Below are 23,029 nucleotides of genomic sequence, written 5' to 3' on the forward strand. Positions count from 1 at the left end.
TTACCCTTGTGGGACGAAGTTCTCGGCGAAGAACTGATACCAATTCCTGCCCATGATCCCGGCCACTTCGTCATCGTTCAGGCCGGTCGCGCGTAACCCTTGTTCGATGTTCCCAAAATCTCGGTTGTCCTGAAACCAGCCCGGCATGGGCGGAAAGCCTGGTGCCGAAGCGGATCCCTCGCCATAGTCGATTTCCTTGGTCCAGCGGCCAACCCGCATCCATTCCACAATGCTGTCGGGTTGATCCTGACACAGGTCTGTGCCGATCCCCAGATGCTGCGCGCCGTATTTGTCGGCGGCGCGTGCGATCATCTCGCAAAAACTGTCCAGCGTGCAGTCGGATTTATCTTTCAGATGGTGGGGATAAACCGAAAAGCCAAGCATCCCGCCATTTTCCGTCACTGCACGAATGACATCGTCACGCTTGTTACGCAGCGCGGGCGACCAATCATACGGGTTCGCGTGAGTGATGGCTATGGGACGCTCGGACCATTCTGCGGCCTCGATGGTGGAACGGTCCGCCGAATGGCTCATGTCCACTACAAGACCTACACGGTTCATCTCTTTGATCACCTGCTTGCCCATACGGGTGATGCCTGTGTCTTCGGCCTCATAACAGCCGGTCGCCAGCAAGGACTGGTTGTTATAGGTCAGCTGCATGAAACGGGCGCCAAGATCGTGCAGGATTTCGACTAGCCCGATATCGTCTTCGATGGGCGAGGGGTTCTGAAAGCCAAAGAACACAGCCGTCCGGCCCGTTTTACGAGCCGTATCGATATCGCTGGCCCAGCGCCCTTTCATGATCAGGCCCGGGTATTGTTCGAACCAGCGGTTCCATTTCTCGAAATTCAGAACCGTTTCGCGAAAGTTCTCGTGGTACGAGATGGTGACGTGGATCGCGTCCACGCCCCCGTCACGCAGTTGGCGGAAAATCTTTTCCGACCAGTTGGCATATTGTAGCCCGTCAATCCGCATCACACGGGGCCCGCGCTGATATAGGCGGTTTTGACCGTGGTATAGAACTCGGCCGCAGCCTTACCCTGTTCGCGTGGCCCGTAAGAGCTGTCGCCGCGGCCGCCAAAAGGCACGTGGTAATCAGTGCCTGCAGTGGGCAGGTTCACAGTCACAACACCAGTGCGCGCATTGCGACGGAAATGCGTGGCGCGGGCCAGCGATTTGGTCACGATGCCCGAGGTCAGGCCAAAGTTGGTGTCGTTGACGACGCTCAGCGCTTCGTCATAGCTGCCAACCTTGATGACACAGGTCAGGGGCGCGAACATTTCTTCGCGGTTGATGCGCATGTCGTTGTTGGTGTTCAGAAACACGCCCGGCGACATGTAGAACCCGTCATGAGGCATCTCCAGCCGGGTTCCACCACAGGCCAGCTCGGCTCCTTCGGATTTGCCCAGATCAACATAGGCCAGGTTTTCGCTCAGCTGCTGTTGGCTGACGACGGGACCCATCTGCACGCCTTCCTCCAGCGCGTGGCCGACCTTCATCGCTTGCGCACCGGCCACCAGCTTTTCGACAAACGCGTCATGGATACCCGCATGCACGACAAGGCGCGAAGACGCCGTGCATTTCTGTCCGGTGCCGCCAAACGCTCCTCCCAATGCCAGAGTAACGGCCAGATCCAGATCGGCATCGTCCATCACAGCCAGAGCGTTTTTTGATCCCATTTCCATCTGAACTTTGGTCAGGTTCTGGATGGCGGCTGCTGCGATACCCTTGCCGACCGGAACTGACCCGGTAAAGGAAATTGCATTGACCTTGGGGCTTTCGACCAGGCGTTGCCCGATGCTGCGCCCTGAACCCATGACCAGACTGAACAGACCTTTGGGGATGTCCTGACGTTCGATGATTTCGGTCAGTGCGACAGCGGATGCCGGGGTGATGTTGGCGGGTTTCCACACAACCGCGTTGCCATAACACAGCGCCGGAGCAATCTTCCACGAGGCAGTCGCGGTAGGGAAGTTCCATGGGCTGATGATGGCGACAACGCCGACGGCTTCGCGGCGAACGTCTACTTCGATATCGGGGCGCACAGAATCCGCGTTCTCACCGATTTGACGCAGGCATTCAGCTGCGTAGTAGGTAAAGAACTGCCCGGCGCGGAACACTTCGCCTTTGCCTTCGGCCAGCGGCTTGCCTTCTTCGCGCGCCAAGAGCGTACCCAGTTCTTCGGCCCGGGCCATCATTTCATTGCCGATAGCGTTCAGAACGGCTTGCTTCCGTTCGATGCCATAGGCGGCCCATTCAGCCTGTGCAACACGGGCTTGATCCAGCGTCGCCTCAAGCTGGTCAGCGCTGGCCTGTGCAAACATGCCGACCAGATCGCTCAGGTCCGAAGGATTGCGGTTTTCGATTTCAGACTCACCTGCCAGCCATTCGCCAGCAATCAGATTCAGTTGTGTCACGTTACGCCCCAGTGCGATTTCATTTGACCTAGGATGGATTTTTTGGCGAACATCAGTCAAACTCAATTAAATGAAACAAATTGCAGAAAAATTGAAGTATGGCGATCAAGATTGAAACACTGCGCAGTTTTTGCACGGTTGTGCAGACTGGTAATCTGACCGAGGCCGCCGACCGTCTTGGGCGAACGCAATCGGCGGTGTCAATGACGCTGAAGCAGCTTGAGGAGCACCTGGGTAAGAAGCTGTTCGAGGGAGAGCGCAAAAACCGACTGTCAGAAGTGGGTCGGCAGGTTCATGATTTGGCTTTGAAGCAGGTCAGACAGTTCGATCAAACAGTTCAGGATATCGAGGCAATAGCCAGCGCAGAGTACGGCCTGTTGCGGATCGTGTCTGTGCCGTCGGTGGCGGCTCTTGCCTTTCCCAAGGTGCTGAGTCACATGAATAGCCATTTCCCCGATATCAGGATCGAGCTCCGCGATACCGATACACAGCAGGTACTGGACGCGGTTGTGCAAGGAAAAGCAGATATCGGTATTGCATCCGGGTATCTTGCGCTAAACGGGGTCACAGCCACGCCCTTGTTCGAAGACAGGTTTGGGGTGGTTTGCACGGCTGCTCACCCGCTGGCACAGCAATCGGAGATGCCAACCATCGAACAGGTGGCTTCGGTTCCCTTCATACGCAATGCTCTGTGCGATCTGGTTCAGTCCCCGCGGTTTCACGCGGCGATTTCGAAGGCCGGTGTGACCATTCAGAACACCCATTCACTGATCGCATTGGTGCGCACCGAGGAATGGGTGACGGTTTTGCCGCAAACCGTTGCACGGTCTCTCCCTGAGGCTATCGTCTTCCGTCCTATCGCTGATCTCGAAGATCAAAGGCAGGTGTATCTTTATGTCTCGCAACGCTCGCGCTTTCAAACGCTGACGGACGCGTTTGGGGACTTCATCCTGAAGCAGGATCTTGTACTGGGATCTGAGGACTGACTGGATAAAACCTTTGCCCTCGTCTGAGATGGCGCCGCTTAGAAGATATTAATGGCAGACAAGCCCACTCAAGAATCGGTTGTACCTATTTCAGGCGTCATATCGATCAAGATCAGAATAAACCGAAACTAACCTGCGAGAAAGCCGCATAAATCGATTTGTGGCATCTTGCTCTTGATGGGCTATATGTCGGCATGTTTGAATTTTCATGTCACACCGGCGCGCCCGGGTATTGGCTGAAAAGGGGGATGGAACCTCATCCCGATATCGTTTGACAGGCTCACCGCTGCCCCTAGGGTAAGAAGAACAGCGCCTCGAACGTCCAACACGGAGAAATAATATGAACAAACTCACTATGTTACTGGGAGGCGCGTCGATGATGGTCGCTGTGCCTGCTTTTGCTGCTGACATTGTGATCGGTGTGCCGAACTGGCCATCGGTAAATGCAACAGCGCACATTCTAAAGGTTGCGATCGAACAAAATCTGGGGCTAGAGGTCGAGCTTCAGAATGGCACCAACCCGATCGTGTTCGAGGCGATGGATTCCGGCGCCATGCACGTACACCCCGAAGTGTGGATGCCGAACCAGCAGAACCTGCATGACACCTATGTAACCGAAAAGGGTACAGTTACCTTCAATTCCAATGGCGTTGAGGCGTTTCAAGGAATGTGTGTCGACAAGGCGACCGCTGATGCCAATGATATCCGGTCCATTGACGATCTGACCAATCCCGACATCGCGGCACTGTTCGACAGCAATGGCGACGGGCAGGGCGAAGTATGGATCGGTGCCCCCGGCTGGGCGTCGACCAATGTCGAGAAAATCCGGGCCAAATCATATGGCTATGACCAGGTCATGGAACTGACCGAGATAGACGAAACCGTCGCCTATGCGAACCTTGATAACGCGATCAAAGCGGGTGAGCCTTGGGTGGGTTTCTGCTATACGCCGCATTACGTGTTTGAACTGCATGATCTTCAGATCCTGGAAGAGCCAGCCTATGACGCGGCAAAATGGAATGTCCTGCAGCCCACGGATGATCCGGATTGGCTGGAGAAATCCGAAGCAGGTGTCGCCTGGGATTTGGCCTATCTGCACCTTCACTATGCCAAATCTCTTGAGGATGAGTACCCCGAGGTTGCTCGGCTGTTGTCCAACATGAAACTGGATACTGCCGCTGTCTCGGCCATGACTTATGCGCTTGTCATAGATGGCAAAGAGCCGCTCGCATATGCCGAAGAATGGGTCGGTGCGAACGAAGATGCGGTTCTGAACTGGATGTCAGAGTGATCGGTAACGCTCGGAACTGAATTACAGATAGGCCGCCGGGAATGCCTGGCGGCCTGTTTTGCATTGAAGGGGCAAGTATGACCGAAACAGTCGTTAAACTGACAGATGTCTGGAAGATTTTCGGTGCGCGGGCAGAGGAGGCCATGACCGCAGTACGGGATGAAGGGATTGGAAAGCCTGAAGTTCTTGAAAGGTATAATTGTGTGGTCGGCGTACAGGGTGCGTCTTTCGAAGTTCCGCGCGGCGAAATCTTCTGCATTATGGGTCTTTCGGGATCCGGGAAATCCACGCTGGTGCGCCACGTGAACCGCTTGATCGAGCCGACCTCAGGCAAGATCGAGATTCTGGGCCAGGACGTATCCAAAATATCCGAGGCTGAACTGCGCCGTATCCGCGCGCAGCAGATCGGGATGGTTTTCCAGCATATGGCGCTGATGCCGCACCGATCTGTCAGAGACAATGTGGCCTATCCTTTGGAAATTCGAAAAGTGTCCAAATCCAAGCGCTGGGCAGTCTCGGACCATGCGCTGGGTCTGGTGGACCTGACCGGGTACGAAGATCGCCTGCCCAAAGAATTGTCGGGCGGGATGCAGCAGCGTGTTGGAATTGCCCGCGCCCTGGCCTCTGATCCGGAAATCCTGTTAATGGACGAGCCCTTTTCTGCGCTCGATCCGCTGATCAGGCTGCAGTTGCAGGACCAGTTCAAAGCGCTGGTCGCCCAGTTGCAGAAGACCACATTGTTCATCACCCATGATCTGGACGAAGCTATCCGCATTGGCCACCGAATTGCGATCATGAAAGATGGTGTCATCGTTCAGATCGGCACACCGGAAGACATCGTGATGAATCCGGCTGATGACTATGTGCGCGAGTTTGTTCAGGGCATATCCAAACTGAAACTGGTCAAGGCGCATTCAATCATGGAGCCACTGGACAGCTATTCCGGCCCGACCGACGGCGCGCCGCGCGCGGATGAGGGGGCCGATCTGGATCAGTTGATCGACCTGGCTGTCGACACGGACCTGCCGGTGATCATCACCGATGCAGGACAGGACGTGGGCGTCGTGACCAAACCGCGCCTGCTGCGCGGAATTCAGGGGGGCAAAAATGACTGATGTAACCACCGAAGTGAAAGTCACCGCCGCCTCGGATATCGAGGTCGACCATGAGGCACTGGATCGGTCCATTCACGAGTTTGCTGGTCCGAATGGGGACTATTACGTCAAGGCTTTTCACAAGATCCATGATGCAACCAGCGCGGTTCCGAATACGTTCAATCTCTGGGCCGCGGTTCTGGGGCCTTTGTGGTCAGCATCACGAGCCATCTGGGGGATGTTCTGGACCTTCCTGATCCTGGAAATCATCGCTTGGGTTCAGATCGGGCGTGGCGCCTGGGGCAATCCGGGCGCTGACATGGTGGAACGTGCCGAACGTCAGCAGGCACGCGCCGACGAGCTGCTGGCGCGAGCGGCCGATGCGACAGAGAAGGCCGATATTGACCGTTTCACCAAGCTGGCAGCGAATATACAGAAAGCCGCCGATACCAGCTTTGGAAAAGCCGCGGCCGCGCAGTCTGAAGCGCTGAGCATCATGATCACTGGATTGCTGATGCTGCTGGTCTTTAAACTGGCACAGGGCTTCTATGCCGACCGCGTCTATGAAAAACAGTATTCAAAATGGCGGACCGATCCGGACAGTACCGAAAGTGGCCAGTCCAGGCGAAATATGGTGCTGGGGGCTGTGCTTGTTGCGGCGATTGGCCCGTTGATTGTCTACAAATTCACGGTCAATGCCTCGCTGGCCATGTTGGATGCATTCCCTGAAAAAGAAGTGTCCGCACTGATATTGGGTGAGGGCGGCGGGACCCTGTTTTCAAACCTTGCAAGCTGGATGGAGGCGCAGATAGATGCGGCCGCTCTTGCTGGCGGGGACGTATTCGATGGGATCGTCGCTGGGGTTCGGTCGGTTCTGGATGCCCTGACCATTGCGCTGATCGGGTCGCCTTGGCCGGTTGTGATGTTGGTGATATGTGTGACGGCTTGGCGGGCTGCAGGCCCCCGAGTGGCGATCTTCACGGCGTCTTCATTGGCCTATATCGCCTTGCTGGGATATTGGGATGTGGCGATGGAAACTGTGGCGCTGGTCGGTGCGGCGGTGCTGTTATGCGTTGTTTTTGGCATTCCACTGGGCATTTGGTTTGGCAAGTCCAGGCGTGCCTACCGCGCGGCAGAGCCCGTGCTGGACTTGATGCAGACTTTGCCGGCCTTCGTCTATCTGATCCCGATTATCGCCTTCTTTGGCACCGGCAACCCGCCCGGCATTCTGGCAACGATCATCTTTGGCATGCCGCCGGTCATCCGACTGACCGCGCTGGGCATGCGCGGAGTGCCCGACAGTATCAAAGAGGCTGCTGTGGCTTTTGGGGCCTCGAAATGGCAGCTGTTGAAGGATGTCGAGATACCTCTGGCCTTGCCGTCGATTATGACCGGGGTGAACCAGACCATCCTGATGTGCCTATCGATGGTGGTGATCATTTCGCTGATCGGTGGCGGAGGGCTGGGCAAGGAAATCCTTGAGGCGTTGCAATACGCAGCCAAGGGTCCCGGCCTGTTGGGCGGCTTTGCCATTTTGTTCCTTGCTATGGTCATGGACCGTATTGTTCAGGGCGCATTCCGGCGAGAAGACGAAAGAATCTGAACTTCTATGCCCTCGGCCCAGGCCGGGGGCATTTTTTTACCGGAGGATGAAATGGTCGACCGCTATGAGCAGTCCATGATGGACAATTTGTACTGGTGGGGCATACCGACGATGTTTCGCTGCCCCAATATCGGACCCGAGGGGCAGGATATTGCACTTGTTGGTGTGCCGCATTCGACCGGAAACGGGACAACCGAAAGGGATCAGCATCTGGGCCCGCGCGCCTTGCGGAATGTCTCGGCGGTACAGCGCAGGGTCCATTCGGTTTTTGAGATCGACCCCTGGAGCCGCGCCAAGATTGCCGATGTCGGCGATGTACCCTTTCCGCGCGCCAACGACAACGAAGACTGCATCGAACGCATTACCGCCTTTTACAAGGGCATAGATGCGGCAGGTGCGCGCCCGGTATCCGTTGGCGGTGACCATTCCATTACCGGCGGGATCGTACAGGCGCTGGGATGTGGGAAGCTGGCCGGAGGAGAGCCGATTAGTTTTCTGCATCTGGATGCCCATACGGATGTGTTTACAAAGGTCGATCACTTTTTGGGTGCAAAGAAATCGGCAGCCCATTGGGGGGCTTATCTGGCCGATCAGGGGCAGGTTGATCCAGCCCGTTCGATGCAAATCGGCCTGCGAGGCCATCCGCGCAGCCTGGACTGGCTGCAGCCTTCTTACGACTATGGGTACAACATCGTCACCATGCGCGAATTCCGTCAGCGCGGGCTTGCAGATGTAGTGGCGCAGACCAAAGAGGTTCTAGGCGAACGACCGGTCTATATTACCTTCGATCTGGATTGCCTTGATCCGACAATCGCTCCGGCGGTTTCTAATCTGGAACCGGGCGAAAAGGGGTTCGACATTGACGAAGCCGTTGGTATCCTGCGTGCCGCGCGCGGTTTGAACATTGTCGGCGGTGACGTTGTTTGCATGATGCCGACTAAGGACAGCCCCAACAACATCACCGCCCTGACCGCGGCGGCGGTGATGTTCGAGATGATCTCGATGATTGCCGAAAACACCGGTTAGCGGCGGGCGTCTACGGCCTGTGCCAGAACACACAGTAGCTCGAACATCAGTGAGATGCCCAGCCAGGCCGTGCCCCCAGCGGCATCGAAGGGGGGCGCGACCTCAACCAGATCAGCGCCGACCAGATTGACGCCGCTTAACTGGCGGATCACCTGCTGCGCCTGAAAACTGTTCGGCCCGCCGATCTCTGGCGTGCCGGTACCGGGGGCATAGGTGGGGTCCACAAAGTCGATGTCATAGGTGCAATAGGTCTGACCTGTTCCGACGATCTCCCGCACCTCCGCCATGACATCGTCAATGCCGCGGTCGAACAGTTCTTCGATGCGGATGATGCGGATGCCCTGTGCCTCGGCCCAATCGATATCGTCTGTGTTATAGGCCGTCCCGCGTATGCCGACTTGGACAAAGCGCTTGGGGTCCACAAGGCCCTCTTCAACGGCACGACGAAACGGTGTGCCATGGGTGTATTTGTAGCCACCGAAATAGCTGTCGAACAGGTCGGTGTGGCTGTCGAATTGAATAAGGCCTAACGGCTCCGACTTGGCCAGAGCGCGCAAGACGGGCAGGGTGGTCAGGTGGTCGCCGCCCGCGGTTAGCGGCGTTATGCCCCGTTCGGTCAGATCGTTATAGAAAGACGTGACTCGGTTCATGGTGTCTTCGATGTCCACCGGGTTCGGCGCGACATCACCCAGATCGGCGCAATTCACCATGGAAAACGGCGCAATACCGGTGACCGGGTTCATTGCACGGATCATGGTCGAAAAGTCGCGCAACTGCCGAGGCCCATGCCGCGCGCCGGGGCGGTTGGTGGTGCCACCATCCCACGGGATTCCGACGATGCCAATATCCACCTCGTCAATCCGGTCGTCCTTGGGCGTCAGCCCGGGAAGGCGCATGAACGTCGGGACACCGGCAAAACGCGCAAGCTCCATTGCCGAGACCGGCTGAAAGAAGGGGTTTGTCATGAGGGCCTCATCTGAGTGTATGTGCTGCAAGCCTACTGGCTAAGATCGTTCAGCGTAAGTCTAATAGAGAATGCGAAACCGTCTGCGGATTTCAGCGTCCTGTTCTTCGGTCAGGTATTGCGGATGATGTCGTGCCAGGATGTCCTCTGCGTGCCGGCGGGCAACCGTCCACGCATCTGCGGCCCCTTCGGTCTGCCATGTCCGGGGTTCGTTCCGGTCAGCCAGCGCTGGATAGAAGTAGTCCCGTTCCATCGCAGCATAGGTGTGGGCGCTTCCCAGAAAATGACCGTCGCCCAGTACCGCATGACAAATGGCGTCGAATCCCAGGTTTTCGTCGGTCACTTCGATGCCGCGCAAAGCGCGATAGGTGTGAGAGTGCATTTCGTCGTCAAGGACGAACCCTTCGAAACTGACGCCCAGCAACGAAGCGGTCATGCCCGAGCTTTCGTAGATCAGATTGCCCCCGGCCAGCGCTGCAGCCAGCGAGGTCATTCCTTTCTCGGCCCCGTACTGTGCGTCGACAGCTTTGGCATCAGTCATCGAGGCGGCCACTCCCGAAGGCAGCCCCAGCGCGTTAGTGATCTGTGCCGACGCCGCGTTCAGGATGGCGGTCTCACCGCTGCCGCCTGCGAAAGAGCCGGTGCGCAAATCAACGATGAAAGGCCAGTTGGAAAACACCATCGGGAAGCCGGGTTTGATCGCATTGACCATAACAAGGCTGGCCAGCGTCTCGGCCAAAGACTGCGCCAGAAACCCGGCGAGTGTCGCGGGTGCTGTGGCGCCCGCCTGTGCGGCGGTAATGCAGGACATCGGGATATTATGTGCGATACATTCATAGACAACATCCACCGCATCCTCGCCATAGCGCAGCGGTGAAATCACCGGGCTGATATGGGCCTTCAGAAACGGCCGCTTGGCGAACTCACCCGGCCCGCCTGCAACGATGTCGAGCATTTCGACGATCGGGGCCACATGTTCGGCAAGGGTAAACGACGTGGCAATCGGTTTGGTGGTATTGCGAACCAGAGCGTAAACCGTGTTCAAGTCCAGATCGAAAACATCTGGCAGATCAGTCGCGACACAGCAGCGCGTGAACCAGCTGACATTGGCCAGCGTATCTTGAAGCCGCGTGAAATCATGCAGATCGGTCAGCGTGGAGGGGCGATAGTGACCGCTCTCCAGATCCAGCGTCTGCACCGCCGCGCCGCCGGTGCCAAAGAACACGCGGTCTCCGCCCACTTCGATCGAGCGCGCTTCGTCCCGGCCATGAAACGAGAAAGTCTTGGCAGCGGACCCAATAGCGTCTTCAACCATGTTTCGAGGAAATAGCAGCCGCCCTTGCTGTCCGGTTTGTGCACCGGCTGACCGCAGGTCGTTGGCCAGCCTGTCCGGGACCTCGCCCATGCCCAGAGTTTCCAGAAGCCTTAAGGCGGTATTATATATTTGTTTGACTTCGGACTGTGTCAAAGGTTGAAAGCGACCACCGGCTTGCCCGGGGGGGCACGGATCTATGGCGGGCTCTGCTGCGCGTTGCGCAAGACGCGCATTTCGACCGCTTCTTTTACTGCCCTTTGACAACGCCCAATCCTTTTCATGTCAGAATTCCCGGAACCGTAAAGGGCGATGCGGGGTCTCTGCAAAAGGGAAATGCGCCTTTCAGAATCCTCAATCGTAGTTTCGATTTTTCAGCACAAGCCATTCGTAAGCTGTTGCGAAGACCCGTTTTCAGCAAAACCTATTGGGGTTCAGAGGAGCAAAGCCAATGAAGTCGCGGACAAAAGTAGTGGTAATTGGTGGCGGGATCGCTGGGTGTTCAACGCTGTATCACCTGACGCAAGAGGGATGGGCAGATGTTGTCCTGGTCGAGCGAAACGAGTTGACCTCTGGTACCACCTGGCATTCCGCGGCGCAGGTGACGAATTTCGGAACAAACCAAACCATGGTTGGGCTGAAATCTCATTCGATCAAACTGTACCAAGACCTGTCTGCGAATCCCGACTATCCCATCAATTACCACCATGGTGACGGCGGAATCAGGTTGGCGAACACCCAAGCGCAAATGCAGGGATACCGACATTTCGCTTCGATGGCCCGGGGGATGGATGTCCATTTCGAGGTTATTGATGCCGAAGAATGCGCTCGGCGGCACCCTCTGATCTCGACCGAAAACCTGATTGGTGGGCTATGGGATCCCTCGGACGGGGATATTGATCCGGCTCAGCTGTGTCAGGCGTTGGCCCGGGCTGCACGTTTGGCCGGGGCCGAGGTGTACCGGAATACCCCGGTTGTCGGGTTGATCCAGCACAAGGATGACACCTGGACGGTACAGACCGAACACGGTGATATCGACTGTGACATCGTGGTGAATGCCTGCGGATATCGTGTGAACGAAGTGGGCGCCTTGATGGGGGTGCACCACCCCGTGGCCTCGATGGAGCATCAGTATTTTCTGACGGAAGAAATTCCTGAAATCCGCGATGCCGGCCACCGAATGCCTTTGCTGCGATGTCCGATCAGCGATTTCTACTGTCGACAAGAAAAGAACGGCCTCTTGCTGGGGTTCTATGAACAGGGCTGCAAGACCTGGGGCATGGACGGGATCGATCCAAATTTTTTAAATGCGCTTTGCCCGGACGATCTGGACCGCGTGTCGGACGTGCTGGAAGGCGCTTTTGCTCGGATGCCTGCGTTGTTGGAGGCCGGAATTCACACGGTCGTCAACGGGCCGATAACCTATACGATTGATGGTGCACCACTTGTCGGGCCGATCCCGGGCAAGCGCAACGCCTTCTGTATTATCGGCCTGCGGGCTGGATTGGGTGAGGGCGGTGGCCATGGTTGGCTGTTGGCCCAGCAGATTGTGCATGGAGAGGCATGTTATGACACCTGGTGTCTGGACCCGCGCCGGTTCACCGACCATGCGAATGTCGAACTGACGGCACTGAAGGCGGTTGAGGATTATCAAAACGAATTTCGCTTTCATCTCCCGCATGAACACCGCCCCGCGGGGAGGCCTGCTAAGACCACTGCTTTGACCCCGGTTCTGGCGGCAGAGGGCGCCGAATTCACTGTCGTCAATGGATGGGAAAGGGTGGATTACATCAAGCCTGACCCCAGCTTTGAACCGACCCTCAGTTTCGATTTTGACGAAACCTATGATCTGGTCGGAGCCGAGGTGGCAAATGTTCAGTCCAATGTCGGGTTGTCTGAGGTGAATGGTTTCAACCGTATCGAGATTACCGGCGCGGATCGGCATGCTTTTCTGGATCGTCTGTTTTGCGGTGCTGTCACGCGCCGCGACGGCAGGGTTGGGCTGGGCTATCTTTTGAACCATCACGGGATGGTCAAAGCCGAAGCGACTGTGGCGAACCTGCCCGCCAGCGATCGCGGCCCTGCCCGGGTCTGGTATGGCTCGGCGGCGGCAAGTGAATTCCACGATATGGATTGGCTAAAGCAGAACCGCCACCCCGATGAAGACGTGCATTTACGCAGTCTGACCAACGACTGCACCATTCTGATCCTTGCCGGCCCGAAATCACGTGATGTGCTGGCGTCCTGCGCGCGCGGTGATTGGTCCCCGGCGGCTTTTCCATGGCTGAGCGTCAGGGAGTGCTTTGTTGGGTTCGCTCAGGCAACGGTGATGGCGGTAAGTTTTTCTGGCGAACTGGCATATGAAATCCACGTTCCCAACCCTTCGCTTTATAGCGCATATCTGGCGCTGCGGCGGGCTGGAGAGCGCTTCGGCCTCAAGCTGTTTGGCGCTCGGGCGATCGACTCCATGCGGATGGAAAAGACGTTCCTGCACTGGAAGGCTGATTTGATCACCGAGTTTGATCCTTTTGAAACAGGTCTGAATCGGTTTGTGAGGTTGGAAAAGGGCGACTTCATCGGGCGCGATGCCCTGCTGAACCGTGATGCTGATGGGCCGCGGAGAAAACTCGTGCCGCTCCGGTTGGAAACCGGACAGGGACCTGCCCATGCCGGGGCTTCGCTGATGCTGGGTGACACGGTTGTCGGGACAATCACCTCGGGCGAGTGGGGGCACCGCACCGGCCTCAATCTTGCCCATGGATTTGTCGATCCGTCACTTGCAGAAATCGGGTGCAAGATAGAGTTGGATCACTGTGGAATACGGGTCAACGCAACGGTGATCGCACCTTCGCCCTATGACCCGGACTATAGCAGGCTCCGGGCTTGACGCAGAACGGGTTGCAAGTTCCTCATTGCAATGAGGGGCGTTCTTTGTTTCGCTAGTTTTGATGTAATCGAAACAACGGACTGTAAATGTGCCAAAGTCGCTAAGCCTCCGCTGGCTGGAAGTTTTTCAGTTGGTCGCAAAGTCAGGATCGATCCAACAGGTCGCATCGGAAACCGGTTTGTCTATCAGCACAGTTTCCAATCACCTACGAAGCCTTGAGACCGCGTTGGGCATTGATTTGGTGGATCACGGGCGTCGTCCAATGGGTCTGACACCTGCCGGTGAAGTCTATGCGCGCCATGTCCGCGATGGGCTGATCGTTTTGAAAAAGGCCGAGGCGGAGATCCGGTCGGGTAACTGGCGCCATGCGACGGATTTGAGGCTGGCACTGATTGATGATTTCGACAATCAAATCTCGCCAGACTTGTTTCGGTTTCTTGCGCATGCTTTGCCGCGCTGCAGTTTTCGGCATTTCACACGCCCCAGCCATGAGATCATTGCCAAGTTACAGGAACACAAGCTGGATGCAGGGGTGGCGACCCGACCGTTCGAACGGACCGAGGGCCTGATCGAATACCCGTTGATGCGCGACCCTTTTATCGTTGTTTTGCCCGGAGCGTTCAGTGGCATGCCCGAGGAGATGTTTTCATCAAACGCAGAATTGCCGTTGCTGCGCTATTCGCGTGATTACGTGATCGGCAAGCAAATTGAGATACAGCTCAGGCGAGGTAAATTTGATCTGCCCAACAGGTTCGAACTGGAATGCAATCAGTCGATCATAGGATTGGTCGCTGAAGGCACCGGTTGGACCATCACCACGGCCGCAAGTTTTCATAGGGCCCACAGATTTCACGACCAAGTTCGGGTGGTGCCATTTCCCGGCCGAAACTTTGTAAGAACAGTGTCTTTATTCACGACCGACGTATACCCCGAGACCACTTCGAAGCTAATCCAGAGAGCGATGGGAAAGCTTATCCGTCAACATTTCACCGACCCGATGTGCGCAAGTCACGCCTGGTTGAAAGGTGAGTTTCGCACCATGGAGAACGAGGCCGCCTGAAGTCAGCCGGGGCGCCCCAGCGATTGGCGTTCGACCAAATTGGTTCGCAACTGTACATTGCAACTTTCGGTGGGCTTTTCGATCAATCCAACCAGTTCCAGCGCAGCCCGTCGACCCATTTCCCGATGTGGGACATGCACGGTCGTCAAGCCTGGATCGGTGATCTGCGCCAGTTCGATATCGTCGAACCCTGTGACGGAGACGTCCTGAGGAACTCTAAGCCCCATCTCCTTGGCCCGGCGCGACGCACCGATAGCCAGAACATCGTTCCCGCACAGCACCGCTGTTGGTCGATCTTGCCGAGACATCAGACGGGAAAACGCCTCTGCCCCGTTTTCGATTTCATATGGCGTTTCTACGATCGTCAGCCGGTCATTTGGGATGTTGTTGCGGCGCATTGCTTCTTGCACCCCTTCGATCCTCAGTCGGGCACGGTCGTTTCCGGTGCTGACACCAGAAATCATACCCAGGGTTCGGTGACCCAGCTTGATCACTTGATTTGCCAGTTCGGCCATGGCCGCACGGTTGTCAAATCCGACCGAAGGGACTGGTGCGTCTGCCTGAAACGACCAGGCTATCAGAACCGGAATCCTGCGCTTTGCGAGATAGTCATAGATCCGCGAGTCTCGATCATGCCCGATCAGCAGCAACCCATCCGCCCCCCGTGCGACCAGGTTGCGTATCTGCTCTTCTTCGATCTCAGGCTGATAGGCCGAACTAGAGACAAGCAGGGTATAGCCATGCTGGCGCAGCTCTTCCTGAAAGGCCTGAAGTCCACGCGCAAAGATCGCGTTTTCCATGGTGGGAATGATGGCGCCGATGGTGTGCGACCGTCTGGCAGCCATAACACGTGCGGCAAAATTCGGCGTGTATCCCAAAGCGTCAACGGCAGACTGAACCCGATCACGCGTAGCCTGCACCACCAGGTTCGGAGAATTGAGGCAACGTGATACCGTGGCGGTCGATACGCCCGCGAGTTTCGCAACATCCTCCAGGGTCGGTGCAGTTTTTGCCTTTGGCATTGTCAAACCTGAAATTTGATTTTGCAAATATGTGTAAGCTCTGCGCCGTTCAGGTGAAAGCGAAATGTAACCGCTTACAGAGATTGATTGCTTTGTCGCAGGCAAACCGGTGCCGGCTTGGCTCAGGAAAATACCAACCCGTCGCGATTTTGTGGGTGGATATTCAGAACGTAGAAACTTCAAGTATAAAATATTTTTACTTGAAGGGATGAGCCGCCTGGTCTAGCGTTTCAGGTAAAGCTGCGAATGGGGGAAGGTAACGATGCGTGTTGCATGTCTCGGCGGCGGGCCGGCTGGCCTCTATTTCGGGATTTCAATGAAGCTCCGCGATCCGGATGCCGAAGTGGTTGTTATCGAGCGAAACCGCCCGGATGACACCTTTGGCTGGGGCGTCGTGTTGTCTGATGAGACGCTGGATAACCTTGCCGCCAATGACGCAGCCAGCGCGGCGGTGATACGTAAACACTTTGCCTATTGGGATGACGTAGCACTTGTGCATAAAGGTCAGCGCACCGTGTCCAGCGGCCACGGATTTTGCGGGATCGGACGCAAGCAACTGCTGCTCATTTTGCAAGACCGAGCGCGCGAGCTTGGTGTAGAGATGCGCTTTGAGACCGAGGCGGCATCAGCCTCGGACTATATGATGAACTACGACATCGTTGTGGCTTCGGACGGGCTGAACTCCAAGTCACGAGCCGAGTTCGCAGAAGTTTTTCGACCCGATATAGACCAACGACGGTGTCAGTTCGTCTGGCTGGGTACGCATCAGAAGTTTGACGACGCCTTCACCTTTATTTTTGAGGAAACGCCAAAGGGCTGGGTCTGGGCACATGCCTATCAGTTCGACCGGGATACGGCGACTTTCATCGTGGAATGCTCGCAACAGACCTTCGATGCTTTTGGGTTCGGTGAGATGGCCAAACAAGAGTCCATCGCTTTGTGCGAAGACATTTTCAAAGATCATTTGGGCGGCCATCCCTTGATGAGCAATGCCAGTCATATCCGCGGCTCGGCCTGGCTACGGTTTCCTAGGGTCTTGTGCGAAAAATGGAGTTACAAAAACCTGGTATTGCTGGGAGATGCCGCAGCGACTGCACATTTTTCCATTGGCTCGGGAACAAAGCTGGCACTGGAAAGCGCTATAGCGCTGGCTGACTTCGTCCATAAAGAAGATACGCTTGAAGCGGCTTTCGCGCGGTATGAGGACGAGCGTCGTCTTGAAGTGTTGCGCCTGCAATCGGCAGCGCGGAACTCGGTCGAATGGTTCGAGAATGTCGAACGTTACCTCGATCAGGATTCGGTTCAGTTGAATTACGCGATGCTGACACGGTCTCAGCGGATCAGCCACGAGAACCTGCGCCAACGCGATGCCAACTGGCTGGGGCATGCCGAGGCATGGTTCATGCAACAGTCTGGGGGCGCGGTTGATGGTCCGGCCCGGCCCCCGATGTTTGCGCCATTTCGCCTGCGGGGGATGCAGTTGAAGAACCGGATCGTGGTGTCACCCATGGCGCAGTACAAGGCGGTTGATGGGTGCCCGGTTGACTGGCACCTGATCCATTACGGTGAAAGGGCCAAAGGTGGCGCCGGGCTGGTATACACCGAAATGACCTGTGTCAGCGCCGAAGGCCGGATCACCCCAGGATGCCCGGGGTTTTATGAGCCCGAACACGAGGCCGCATGGGCTCGACTCACCGAATTTGTCCATGCGGAAACCGACGCCAAAATATGCTGTCAAATCGGCCATTCGGGCCGCAAAGGTTCAACCTGCATCGGGTGGGAAGGAATGGACCAGCCGCTGAAGGAAGGAAACTGGCCTTTGATATCAGCTTCGGCGATCCCTTGGTCCGACGGTAACGCTGTGCCCAGCGCGATGGATCGTGCAGATATGGATAGGGTCACGTCCCAATTTGTGACCGCAACCCGGATGGCAGATCGTGCTGGGTTTGACATGATCGAACTGCATGCGGCGCATGGCTACCTCATCTCGTCCTTTATCTCTCCTTTGTCGAACACGCGCGACGACATGTATGGGGGCAGTCTTGAAAACCGTATGCGTTATCCGCTTGAAGTTTTTTCAGCTATGCGGTCGACCTGGCCCAAAGATAAGCCGATGGCGGTGCGCATTTCTGCCAATGACTGGGTCGGACCGACTGGCGTGACGCCGCAACAAGCTGTGGATATAGCGGCGATGTTCGATGCGGCGGGTGCAGATATCGTGGATGTTTCCGCCGGGCAGACTTCGACCGATGCCAACCCAGTTTACGGCCGTATGTTCCAGACCCCTTTCGCGGACCGCATTAGAAACGAATGCGGCATCAGTACAATGGCGGTGGGGAACATCTATGAAGCCGATCACGTAAATTCGATTCTCATGGCCGGTCGTGCGGATCTGGTGTGCCTTGCCCGGCCTCATCTGGACGATCCGTACTGGACCTTGCACGCGGCTACGGCGTTGGGGGACCGGCAGGAAACTTGGCCCCGCCCCTATGAAGCCGGGCGGGATCAGGCTTGGCGCCTGGCAGATCGCATGGCGGAAACGGCGGGTGAAGTATGAAACATGTCGTCATAACCGGCGGCGGCACCGGCGTTGGTGCGGCTATAGCCCAAGACTTCGCGAATGGCGGAGCAGCCGTTACCATTTTGGGCCGTACAGAGGCCAAGCTGCAGCAGCAAGCTTTGCCGTATGTCCTTTGTGATGTGACCGATGACAAGCAGGTCCGAGCTGCTATTGAAACAGCACGGGCAGAACGCGGCCCGATTTCAATAGCGATTGCGAATGCCGGCGCGGCCCATTCGCTTCCGTTTCATCGGATGACCGCCGATGATCTGCGGACCCTGACGGATGTGAATCTGGTGGGTGTTTTCAATCTATGGCAAGCGGCTTTGCCTGACATGCAAGCCGCAGGAGCGGGCCGTCTGATTGCCATCGCGTCCACCGCCGGATTGAAGGGCTATCCTTATGTTTCCGGCTATTGTGCGACAAAACATGCGGTGGTCGGGCTGACGCGGTCTCTGGCGGTCGAACTTGCGGCGACGGGCATCACTGTCAATGCGGTTTGCCCGGGGTTTGTGGAAACGCCGATGTTGGATCGCTCGATTGCGAACATCGTCGAGAAGACGGGAATGAGCGCAGAAAATGCGGTGAAAAGCCTGAAAAAGATAAACCCACAGGGTCGTTTCATCCAGGTCGAAGACGTAGCAGGTGCCGTGAGGTGGTTGTGCTCGGATGCGGCAAATTCAGTCAATGGCCACGCGCTTAGCCTGTCCGGAGGCGAGATATGAACCCAAACCCGCTTCAAGCACCATTGGAAGATCCATCCAAAGAGAGGTTGCGGTTATGGCTGCGGCTGCTCAAGACCACGCGTGGCATCGAGGCGGCACTAAGAGAGAACCTCAGAGTAGAGTTTGACACGACACTACCGCGTTTTGACGTGATGGCAGCCCTGTCGCGGTTCGAAGATGGGCTGAAGATGAGCGAAATCTCGGGTGCGCTGCGCGTTTCGAACGGGAATGTGACCGGAATCGTGGATCGGCTGGCTGATGACGGCCTGCTAGTGCGCGTACCTGTGCCTGGGGATCGTCGTGCCCATCGCGTACGCATGACACAAAAAGGATGCGAGGAATTCGCACGTCAGGCCGCGGCGCATGAGGCGTGGATATCCGATATGCTTGGTCAGTTTTCCGCCGAGGACGCCCGCACTCTGACAACCGAACTCACTATTTCGGAGGAAATCGATGGCTAGTGACGTCAAACATTTTCGCTGCGAAATCCGGAACCGGGTTGCAACGATTGCACTGAACCGACCAGAGCGTAAGAACCCTTTGACCTTCGACAGCTATGCCGAACTGCGCGATTGGTTCAGGGATCTGGTCTATTCAGAAGAGGTAGATGCAGTGGTGTTCGCCTCAAATGGTGGCAATTTCAGCTCGGGCGGCGATGTGCACGATATCATCGGTCCGCTAACGCGCATGAAAATGAAGGACCTGTTGCTCTTCACGCGAATGACCGGAGATCTCGTCAAGGCGATTGTGAATTGTGGCAAGCCGGTGATTGCTGCGGTGGACGGTATTTGCGTGGGGGCCGGGGCCATCATCGCTATGGCTGCGGATTTGCGTATCGCCACCCCGCAGGCCAAATGTGCATTCCTGTTCACGCGGGTGGGGCTGGCAGGGTGCGATATGGGGGCCTGCGCCATCCTGCCCCGTATCATCGGGCAGGGGCGTACGGCCGAGCTGCTCTATACCGGACGCAGCATGACCGCTGATGAGGGGCTTTCCTGGGGGTTCTACAATGCGGTGGTTGATCCATCCGAGCTTGACGCTACCGCGCAATCTCTGGCTGACCGTATCGTGGCAGGCCCCAATTTTGCGCATATGATGACCAAGACCATGCTGGCGCAGGAGTGGTCTATGTCGATCGAACAGGCAATCGAAGCTGAGGCGCAGGCCCAGGCGATCTGTATGCAAACCGGAGATTTTGAACGCGCCTACAAGGCCTTTGTTGCAAAAGACAAACCAGTATTCGAGGGCGATTGATGGCAGATCAGAGCTTTCTTTCGTGGCCATTCTTTGACCCTCATCACCGGGGCTGGGCGGATCGGGTGCAAGAGGTCGCTCGGGGACTAGCTATTGACCATGGCGACCCGGACCAGGCTTGTCGCGATCTGGTCCGCCAGCTGGGCGACGCCGGGCTGCTGCAGCCTACTTCGGACGAAAGCGGCCGTTTGGATGTCAGGACGCTGTGCCTCAGCCGTGAAACACTTGCCCGCCATGATGGGTTGGCCGATTTCGCCTTTGCAATGCAGGGGCTTGGAACCGGTGCGATCTCGTTGTTCGGCTCAAAAGGCCAAAAGGCGCATTGGCTGCCGCAAACGCGCTCTGGTCAGGCTATCGCGGCCTTTGCATTGACTGAACCTCAATCGGGGTCGGATGTGGCAAATTCGACAATGACGGCTATCCGTGATGGCAACGACTTTGTCCTGAACGGTGAAAAGACATGGATATCGAACGGGGGTATCGCAGATGTCTATACCCTGTTCGCCCGTACTGGCGAGGCACCCGGGGCCAAAGGGTTGTCAGCTTTTGTCATCACTCCTGATCTGCAGGGTTTCGAAGTTGTCGGGCGACTGGACACAATCGCGCCACACCCATTGGCGACTTTGCGTTTCAATGATGTGCGTGTGCCGGCTAGCGCGATGATCGGTCAAGCTGGCGCAGGATTTCGTATTGCAATGTCTGTGCTGGACCTGTTCCGCCCGACGGTGGCCGCCGCTGCGCTGGGATTTGCACGACGCGCGCTGGATGAGGCGCTGACACGGGTATCGGAACGGCAGGTGCAAGGCGCCCCGTTGTTTGATTTGCAGATGGTGCAGGGGCACATCGCCGAGATGGCATTAGATGTCGATGCTTCGGCGCTTTTGATCTATCGGGCAGCGTGGGCCAAGGATAGCGGAGCGGCGCGCATTACACGTGAGGCGGCGATGGCCAAGCTGTTTGCTACCGATCAGGCGCAGTTGATTATCGACAAGGCGGTTCAGTTGTTTGGTGGCGATGGGGTGCGTTCTGGGATGGCGGTTGAATCTCTGTACCGAGAAATCCGTGCCTTGCGCATCTACGAGGGCGCCTCGGACGTTCAAAAAGTAATCATTGCACGTCAGACGATGGCCGCGCACATGGAGGGAAGGTGATGCTTGGACCGTCTGCACATACCGACACGTTCAGCCGCGATAACCTGCCCCCCCAGGATCAGTGGCCCGACTTCCTGTTGGCGGGTTTTGCATATTCCGATCATGTGAATGCAGCATATGAGCTGACCGATGCCATGGTTGCCAAGGGCTTTGGTGATCATACCGCTTTGATCGGCAATGGTCGGCAACGAACTTATAAAGAGCTCAGCGACTGGACCAACAGGCTGGCACATGTATTGGTCGATGACTTGGGGGTCGAGCCGGGAAACCGGGTGCTGATCCGATCGGCTAACAATCCGGCAATGGTTGCGTGCTGGCTTGCCGCAACCAAGGTGGGTGCGGTCGTCGTCAATACTATGCCGATGTTGCGCGCTGCAGAACTGACGAAAACTGTCGATAAGGCGGAAATCCAGTTTGCATTATGTGATACCCGGCTGATCGACGAAATGCAGTCCTGCGCCAGTGATAGCCGATTCCTGCAGCGAGTCGTCGGGTTCGACGGAACTTCAAACCACGATGCCGAGCTTGATCGTCTTGCACTTGAAAAGCCGGTACAGTTCGATTGCGTTAATACCGGGCGCGACGACGTGGCCTTGTTGGGTTTCACCTCCGGCTCGACAGGTGAGCCCAAGGCCACCATGCATTTTCACAGAGATATTCTGATCATTGCCGACAGCTATGCGCGTGAGGTGTTGCAGGTCGTTCCAGAGGACGTTTTTGTTGGTTCTCCACCTTTGGCCTTCACATTCGGGTTGGGCGGTTTGGCGGTGTTTCCGTTGCGGTTCGGCGCGACTGCAACCCTGTTAGAACAAGCCTCGCCTGCGGGCATGATCGAGATAATCGAAAAATACAAAGCGACTGTCTGTTTCACTGCGCCAACCGCCTATCGGGTCATGCTGCAGGCGATGGATGACGGTGTTGATCTGTCTAGTCTGCGTGCGGCTGTGTCGGCGGGCGAGACCTTACCGCAGCCAATCTATGACGAGTGGATTTCCAAGACAGGCAAACCAATGCTCGACGGGATCGGCGCGACCGAGATGTTGCACATCTTTATTTCAAACCGGTTTGACGATCACCGCCCAGCCAGTACCGGCAGGCCGGTTACCGGATATGAGGCCAAAGTACTAAACCCAGACGGTACTGAAGCTGCAGTTGGGGATATCGGACGCCTGGCTGTTCGTGGTCCGACAGGGTGCCGGTATCTGAATGATAAGCGGCAGGCGGGTTATGTGACAGATGGGTGGAATATCACTGGTGACAGCTTTTATCGGGACGCAGAGGGGTATTTTCATTTTTCTGCGCGCAATGACGACATGATTATCTCGGCCGGATACAACATAGCCGGACCCGAAGTCGAAGCCGCACTTCTGGCGCATGAGGTCGTTGCGGAATGCGCGGTGATCGGCGTCCCAGATGCTGAAAGGGGTCATATTGTCCAAGCACATATTGTTCTGGCTTCAGGCACGGCTGATGACGCTATGCGCGAAGCCCTTCAGGCTCATGTGAAATCTATGATTGCTCCGTATAAGTACCCGCGCTCGATCCGGTTCTGCGATGGTTTGCCCAAAACCGCGACCGGAAAAATCCAGCGTTTCCGCCTGAAATCATGATCAATGTATGTAGAATATAGCGGGCAGAAAGAAAGTAAGAAAAAGACCGAATTGCCAAAGGCATAGA

General features: G+C 56.6%; 18 protein-coding genes. 13 read left to right on the forward strand and 5 right to left on the reverse strand.

What is annotated here, in order from left to right; translation table 11 throughout:
• Complete coding sequence (locus AC2FLE_RS09660; RefSeq protein ID WP_496696709.1) at positions 1-975, reverse strand: membrane dipeptidase; 975 nt, start codon at positions 973-975, stop codon at positions 1-3.
• The gene (locus AC2FLE_RS09665) at positions 975-2,417 is read right to left on the reverse strand and encodes an aldehyde dehydrogenase family protein (RefSeq protein WP_142637761.1); all 1,443 of its coding nucleotides are present in this window, start codon (positions 2,415-2,417) and stop codon (positions 975-977) included. Before AC2FLE_RS09665 ends, AC2FLE_RS09660 begins: the two co-directional genes overlap by 1 nt.
• A gap of 98 nt (positions 2,418-2,515) precedes the next feature.
• Here AC2FLE_RS09665 and AC2FLE_RS09670 point away from each other — a divergent pair, with 98 nt between their 5' ends.
• The 5 genes from AC2FLE_RS09670 to AC2FLE_RS09690 all read left to right on the forward strand — a co-directional run bounded on the left by AC2FLE_RS09670 (position 2,516) and on the right by AC2FLE_RS09690 (position 8,417).
• Entirely contained in the window at positions 2,516-3,403 is an 888-nt protein-coding gene (locus AC2FLE_RS09670; RefSeq protein WP_142637763.1) for a LysR family transcriptional regulator, read from the forward strand.
• Between the two features lie 340 nt (positions 3,404-3,743).
• A complete protein-coding gene (locus tag AC2FLE_RS09675) occupies positions 3,744-4,694 on the forward strand; it encodes an ABC transporter substrate-binding protein (RefSeq protein WP_142637765.1) in 951 nt (316 codons plus the stop codon).
• Between the two features lie 77 nt (positions 4,695-4,771).
• A complete protein-coding gene (locus AC2FLE_RS09680; protein WP_142637767.1) occupies positions 4,772-5,809 on the forward strand; it encodes a quaternary amine ABC transporter ATP-binding protein in 1,038 nt (345 codons plus the stop codon).
• Positions 5,802-7,391, forward strand: coding sequence for an ABC transporter permease (locus tag AC2FLE_RS09685; RefSeq protein ID WP_496696712.1), 1,590 nt, complete (start codon positions 5,802-5,804; stop codon positions 7,389-7,391). The genes AC2FLE_RS09680 and AC2FLE_RS09685 overlap by 8 nt, the downstream gene beginning before the upstream one ends.
• Positions 7,392-7,442: 51 nt before the next feature.
• Positions 7,443-8,417: an arginase family protein gene (locus AC2FLE_RS09690; protein WP_496696714.1), complete on the forward strand. Its 975-nt coding sequence runs from the start codon at positions 7,443-7,445 to the stop codon at positions 8,415-8,417.
• On the opposite strand, the gene speB is transcribed toward AC2FLE_RS09690, so the two are convergent.
• Both speB and AC2FLE_RS09700 read right to left on the reverse strand, forming a co-directional pair.
• Positions 8,414-9,382 carry an agmatinase gene (gene speB, locus AC2FLE_RS09695; RefSeq protein ID WP_496696716.1) on the reverse strand — a complete coding sequence of 323 codons (969 nt, stop codon included), beginning with the start codon at positions 9,380-9,382 and terminating at the stop codon, positions 8,414-8,416. The genes AC2FLE_RS09690 and speB overlap by 4 nt on opposite strands.
• Before the next feature lie 60 nt (positions 9,383-9,442).
• Positions 9,443-10,960 (reverse strand): trimethylamine methyltransferase family protein, encoded by a 1,518-nt coding sequence (locus AC2FLE_RS09700; RefSeq protein WP_496696718.1) that lies wholly within the window; start codon positions 10,958-10,960, stop codon positions 9,443-9,445.
• Between the two features lie 184 nt (positions 10,961-11,144).
• On the opposite strand from AC2FLE_RS09700, the gene AC2FLE_RS09705 reads away from it, so the two are divergent.
• Together AC2FLE_RS09705 and AC2FLE_RS09710 are read left to right on the forward strand one after the other, a co-directional pair.
• On the forward strand, positions 11,145-13,580 hold the full coding sequence (locus AC2FLE_RS09705; protein WP_496696719.1) for a GcvT family protein: 2,436 nt from the start codon (positions 11,145-11,147) through the stop codon (positions 13,578-13,580).
• Positions 13,581-13,668: 88 nt separating this feature from the next.
• Positions 13,669-14,640, forward strand: coding sequence for a LysR family transcriptional regulator (locus AC2FLE_RS09710; RefSeq protein ID WP_271949993.1), 972 nt, complete (start codon positions 13,669-13,671; stop codon positions 14,638-14,640).
• 2 nt (positions 14,641-14,642) lie between these two features.
• Here the strand turns inward: AC2FLE_RS09710 and AC2FLE_RS09715 are convergent, their stop codons facing one another.
• Complete coding sequence (locus AC2FLE_RS09715; RefSeq protein ID WP_281973175.1) at positions 14,643-15,662, reverse strand: LacI family DNA-binding transcriptional regulator; 1,020 nt, start codon at positions 15,660-15,662, stop codon at positions 14,643-14,645.
• A 262-nt stretch (positions 15,663-15,924) separates the two neighbouring features.
• Between AC2FLE_RS09715 and AC2FLE_RS09720 the strand changes: the two genes are divergently transcribed.
• Genes AC2FLE_RS09720 through AC2FLE_RS09745 form a run of 6 tightly spaced genes read left to right on the forward strand, consistent with a single transcriptional unit; the run spans position 15,925 to position 22,962 of the window.
• On the forward strand, positions 15,925-18,219 hold the full coding sequence (locus tag AC2FLE_RS09720) for a bifunctional salicylyl-CoA 5-hydroxylase/oxidoreductase (protein WP_496696720.1): 2,295 nt from the start codon (positions 15,925-15,927) through the stop codon (positions 18,217-18,219).
• Positions 18,216-18,947 (forward strand): SDR family NAD(P)-dependent oxidoreductase, encoded by a 732-nt coding sequence (locus tag AC2FLE_RS09725; protein WP_142637785.1) that lies wholly within the window; start codon positions 18,216-18,218, stop codon positions 18,945-18,947. Before AC2FLE_RS09720 ends, AC2FLE_RS09725 begins: the two co-directional genes overlap by 4 nt.
• Positions 18,944-19,408, forward strand: a complete 465-nt coding sequence (locus AC2FLE_RS09730; RefSeq protein ID WP_496696721.1) for a MarR family winged helix-turn-helix transcriptional regulator — start codon at positions 18,944-18,946, stop codon at positions 19,406-19,408. Before AC2FLE_RS09725 ends, AC2FLE_RS09730 begins: the two co-directional genes overlap by 4 nt.
• Entirely contained in the window at positions 19,401-20,201 is an 801-nt protein-coding gene (locus tag AC2FLE_RS09735; RefSeq protein ID WP_271949998.1) for an enoyl-CoA hydratase family protein, read from the forward strand. The genes AC2FLE_RS09730 and AC2FLE_RS09735 overlap by 8 nt, the downstream gene beginning before the upstream one ends.
• Positions 20,201-21,352: an acyl-CoA dehydrogenase family protein gene (locus tag AC2FLE_RS09740; RefSeq protein WP_496696722.1), complete on the forward strand. Its 1,152-nt coding sequence runs from the start codon at positions 20,201-20,203 to the stop codon at positions 21,350-21,352. The genes AC2FLE_RS09735 and AC2FLE_RS09740 overlap by 1 nt, the downstream gene beginning before the upstream one ends.
• Positions 21,352-22,962: an AMP-binding protein gene (locus AC2FLE_RS09745; protein WP_496696724.1), complete on the forward strand. Its 1,611-nt coding sequence runs from the start codon at positions 21,352-21,354 to the stop codon at positions 22,960-22,962. The genes AC2FLE_RS09740 and AC2FLE_RS09745 overlap by 1 nt, the downstream gene beginning before the upstream one ends.
• The last annotated feature ends 67 nt before the right edge of the window (positions 22,963-23,029 follow it).

The organism is Ruegeria sp. CDSA077 (assembly GCF_059612265.1).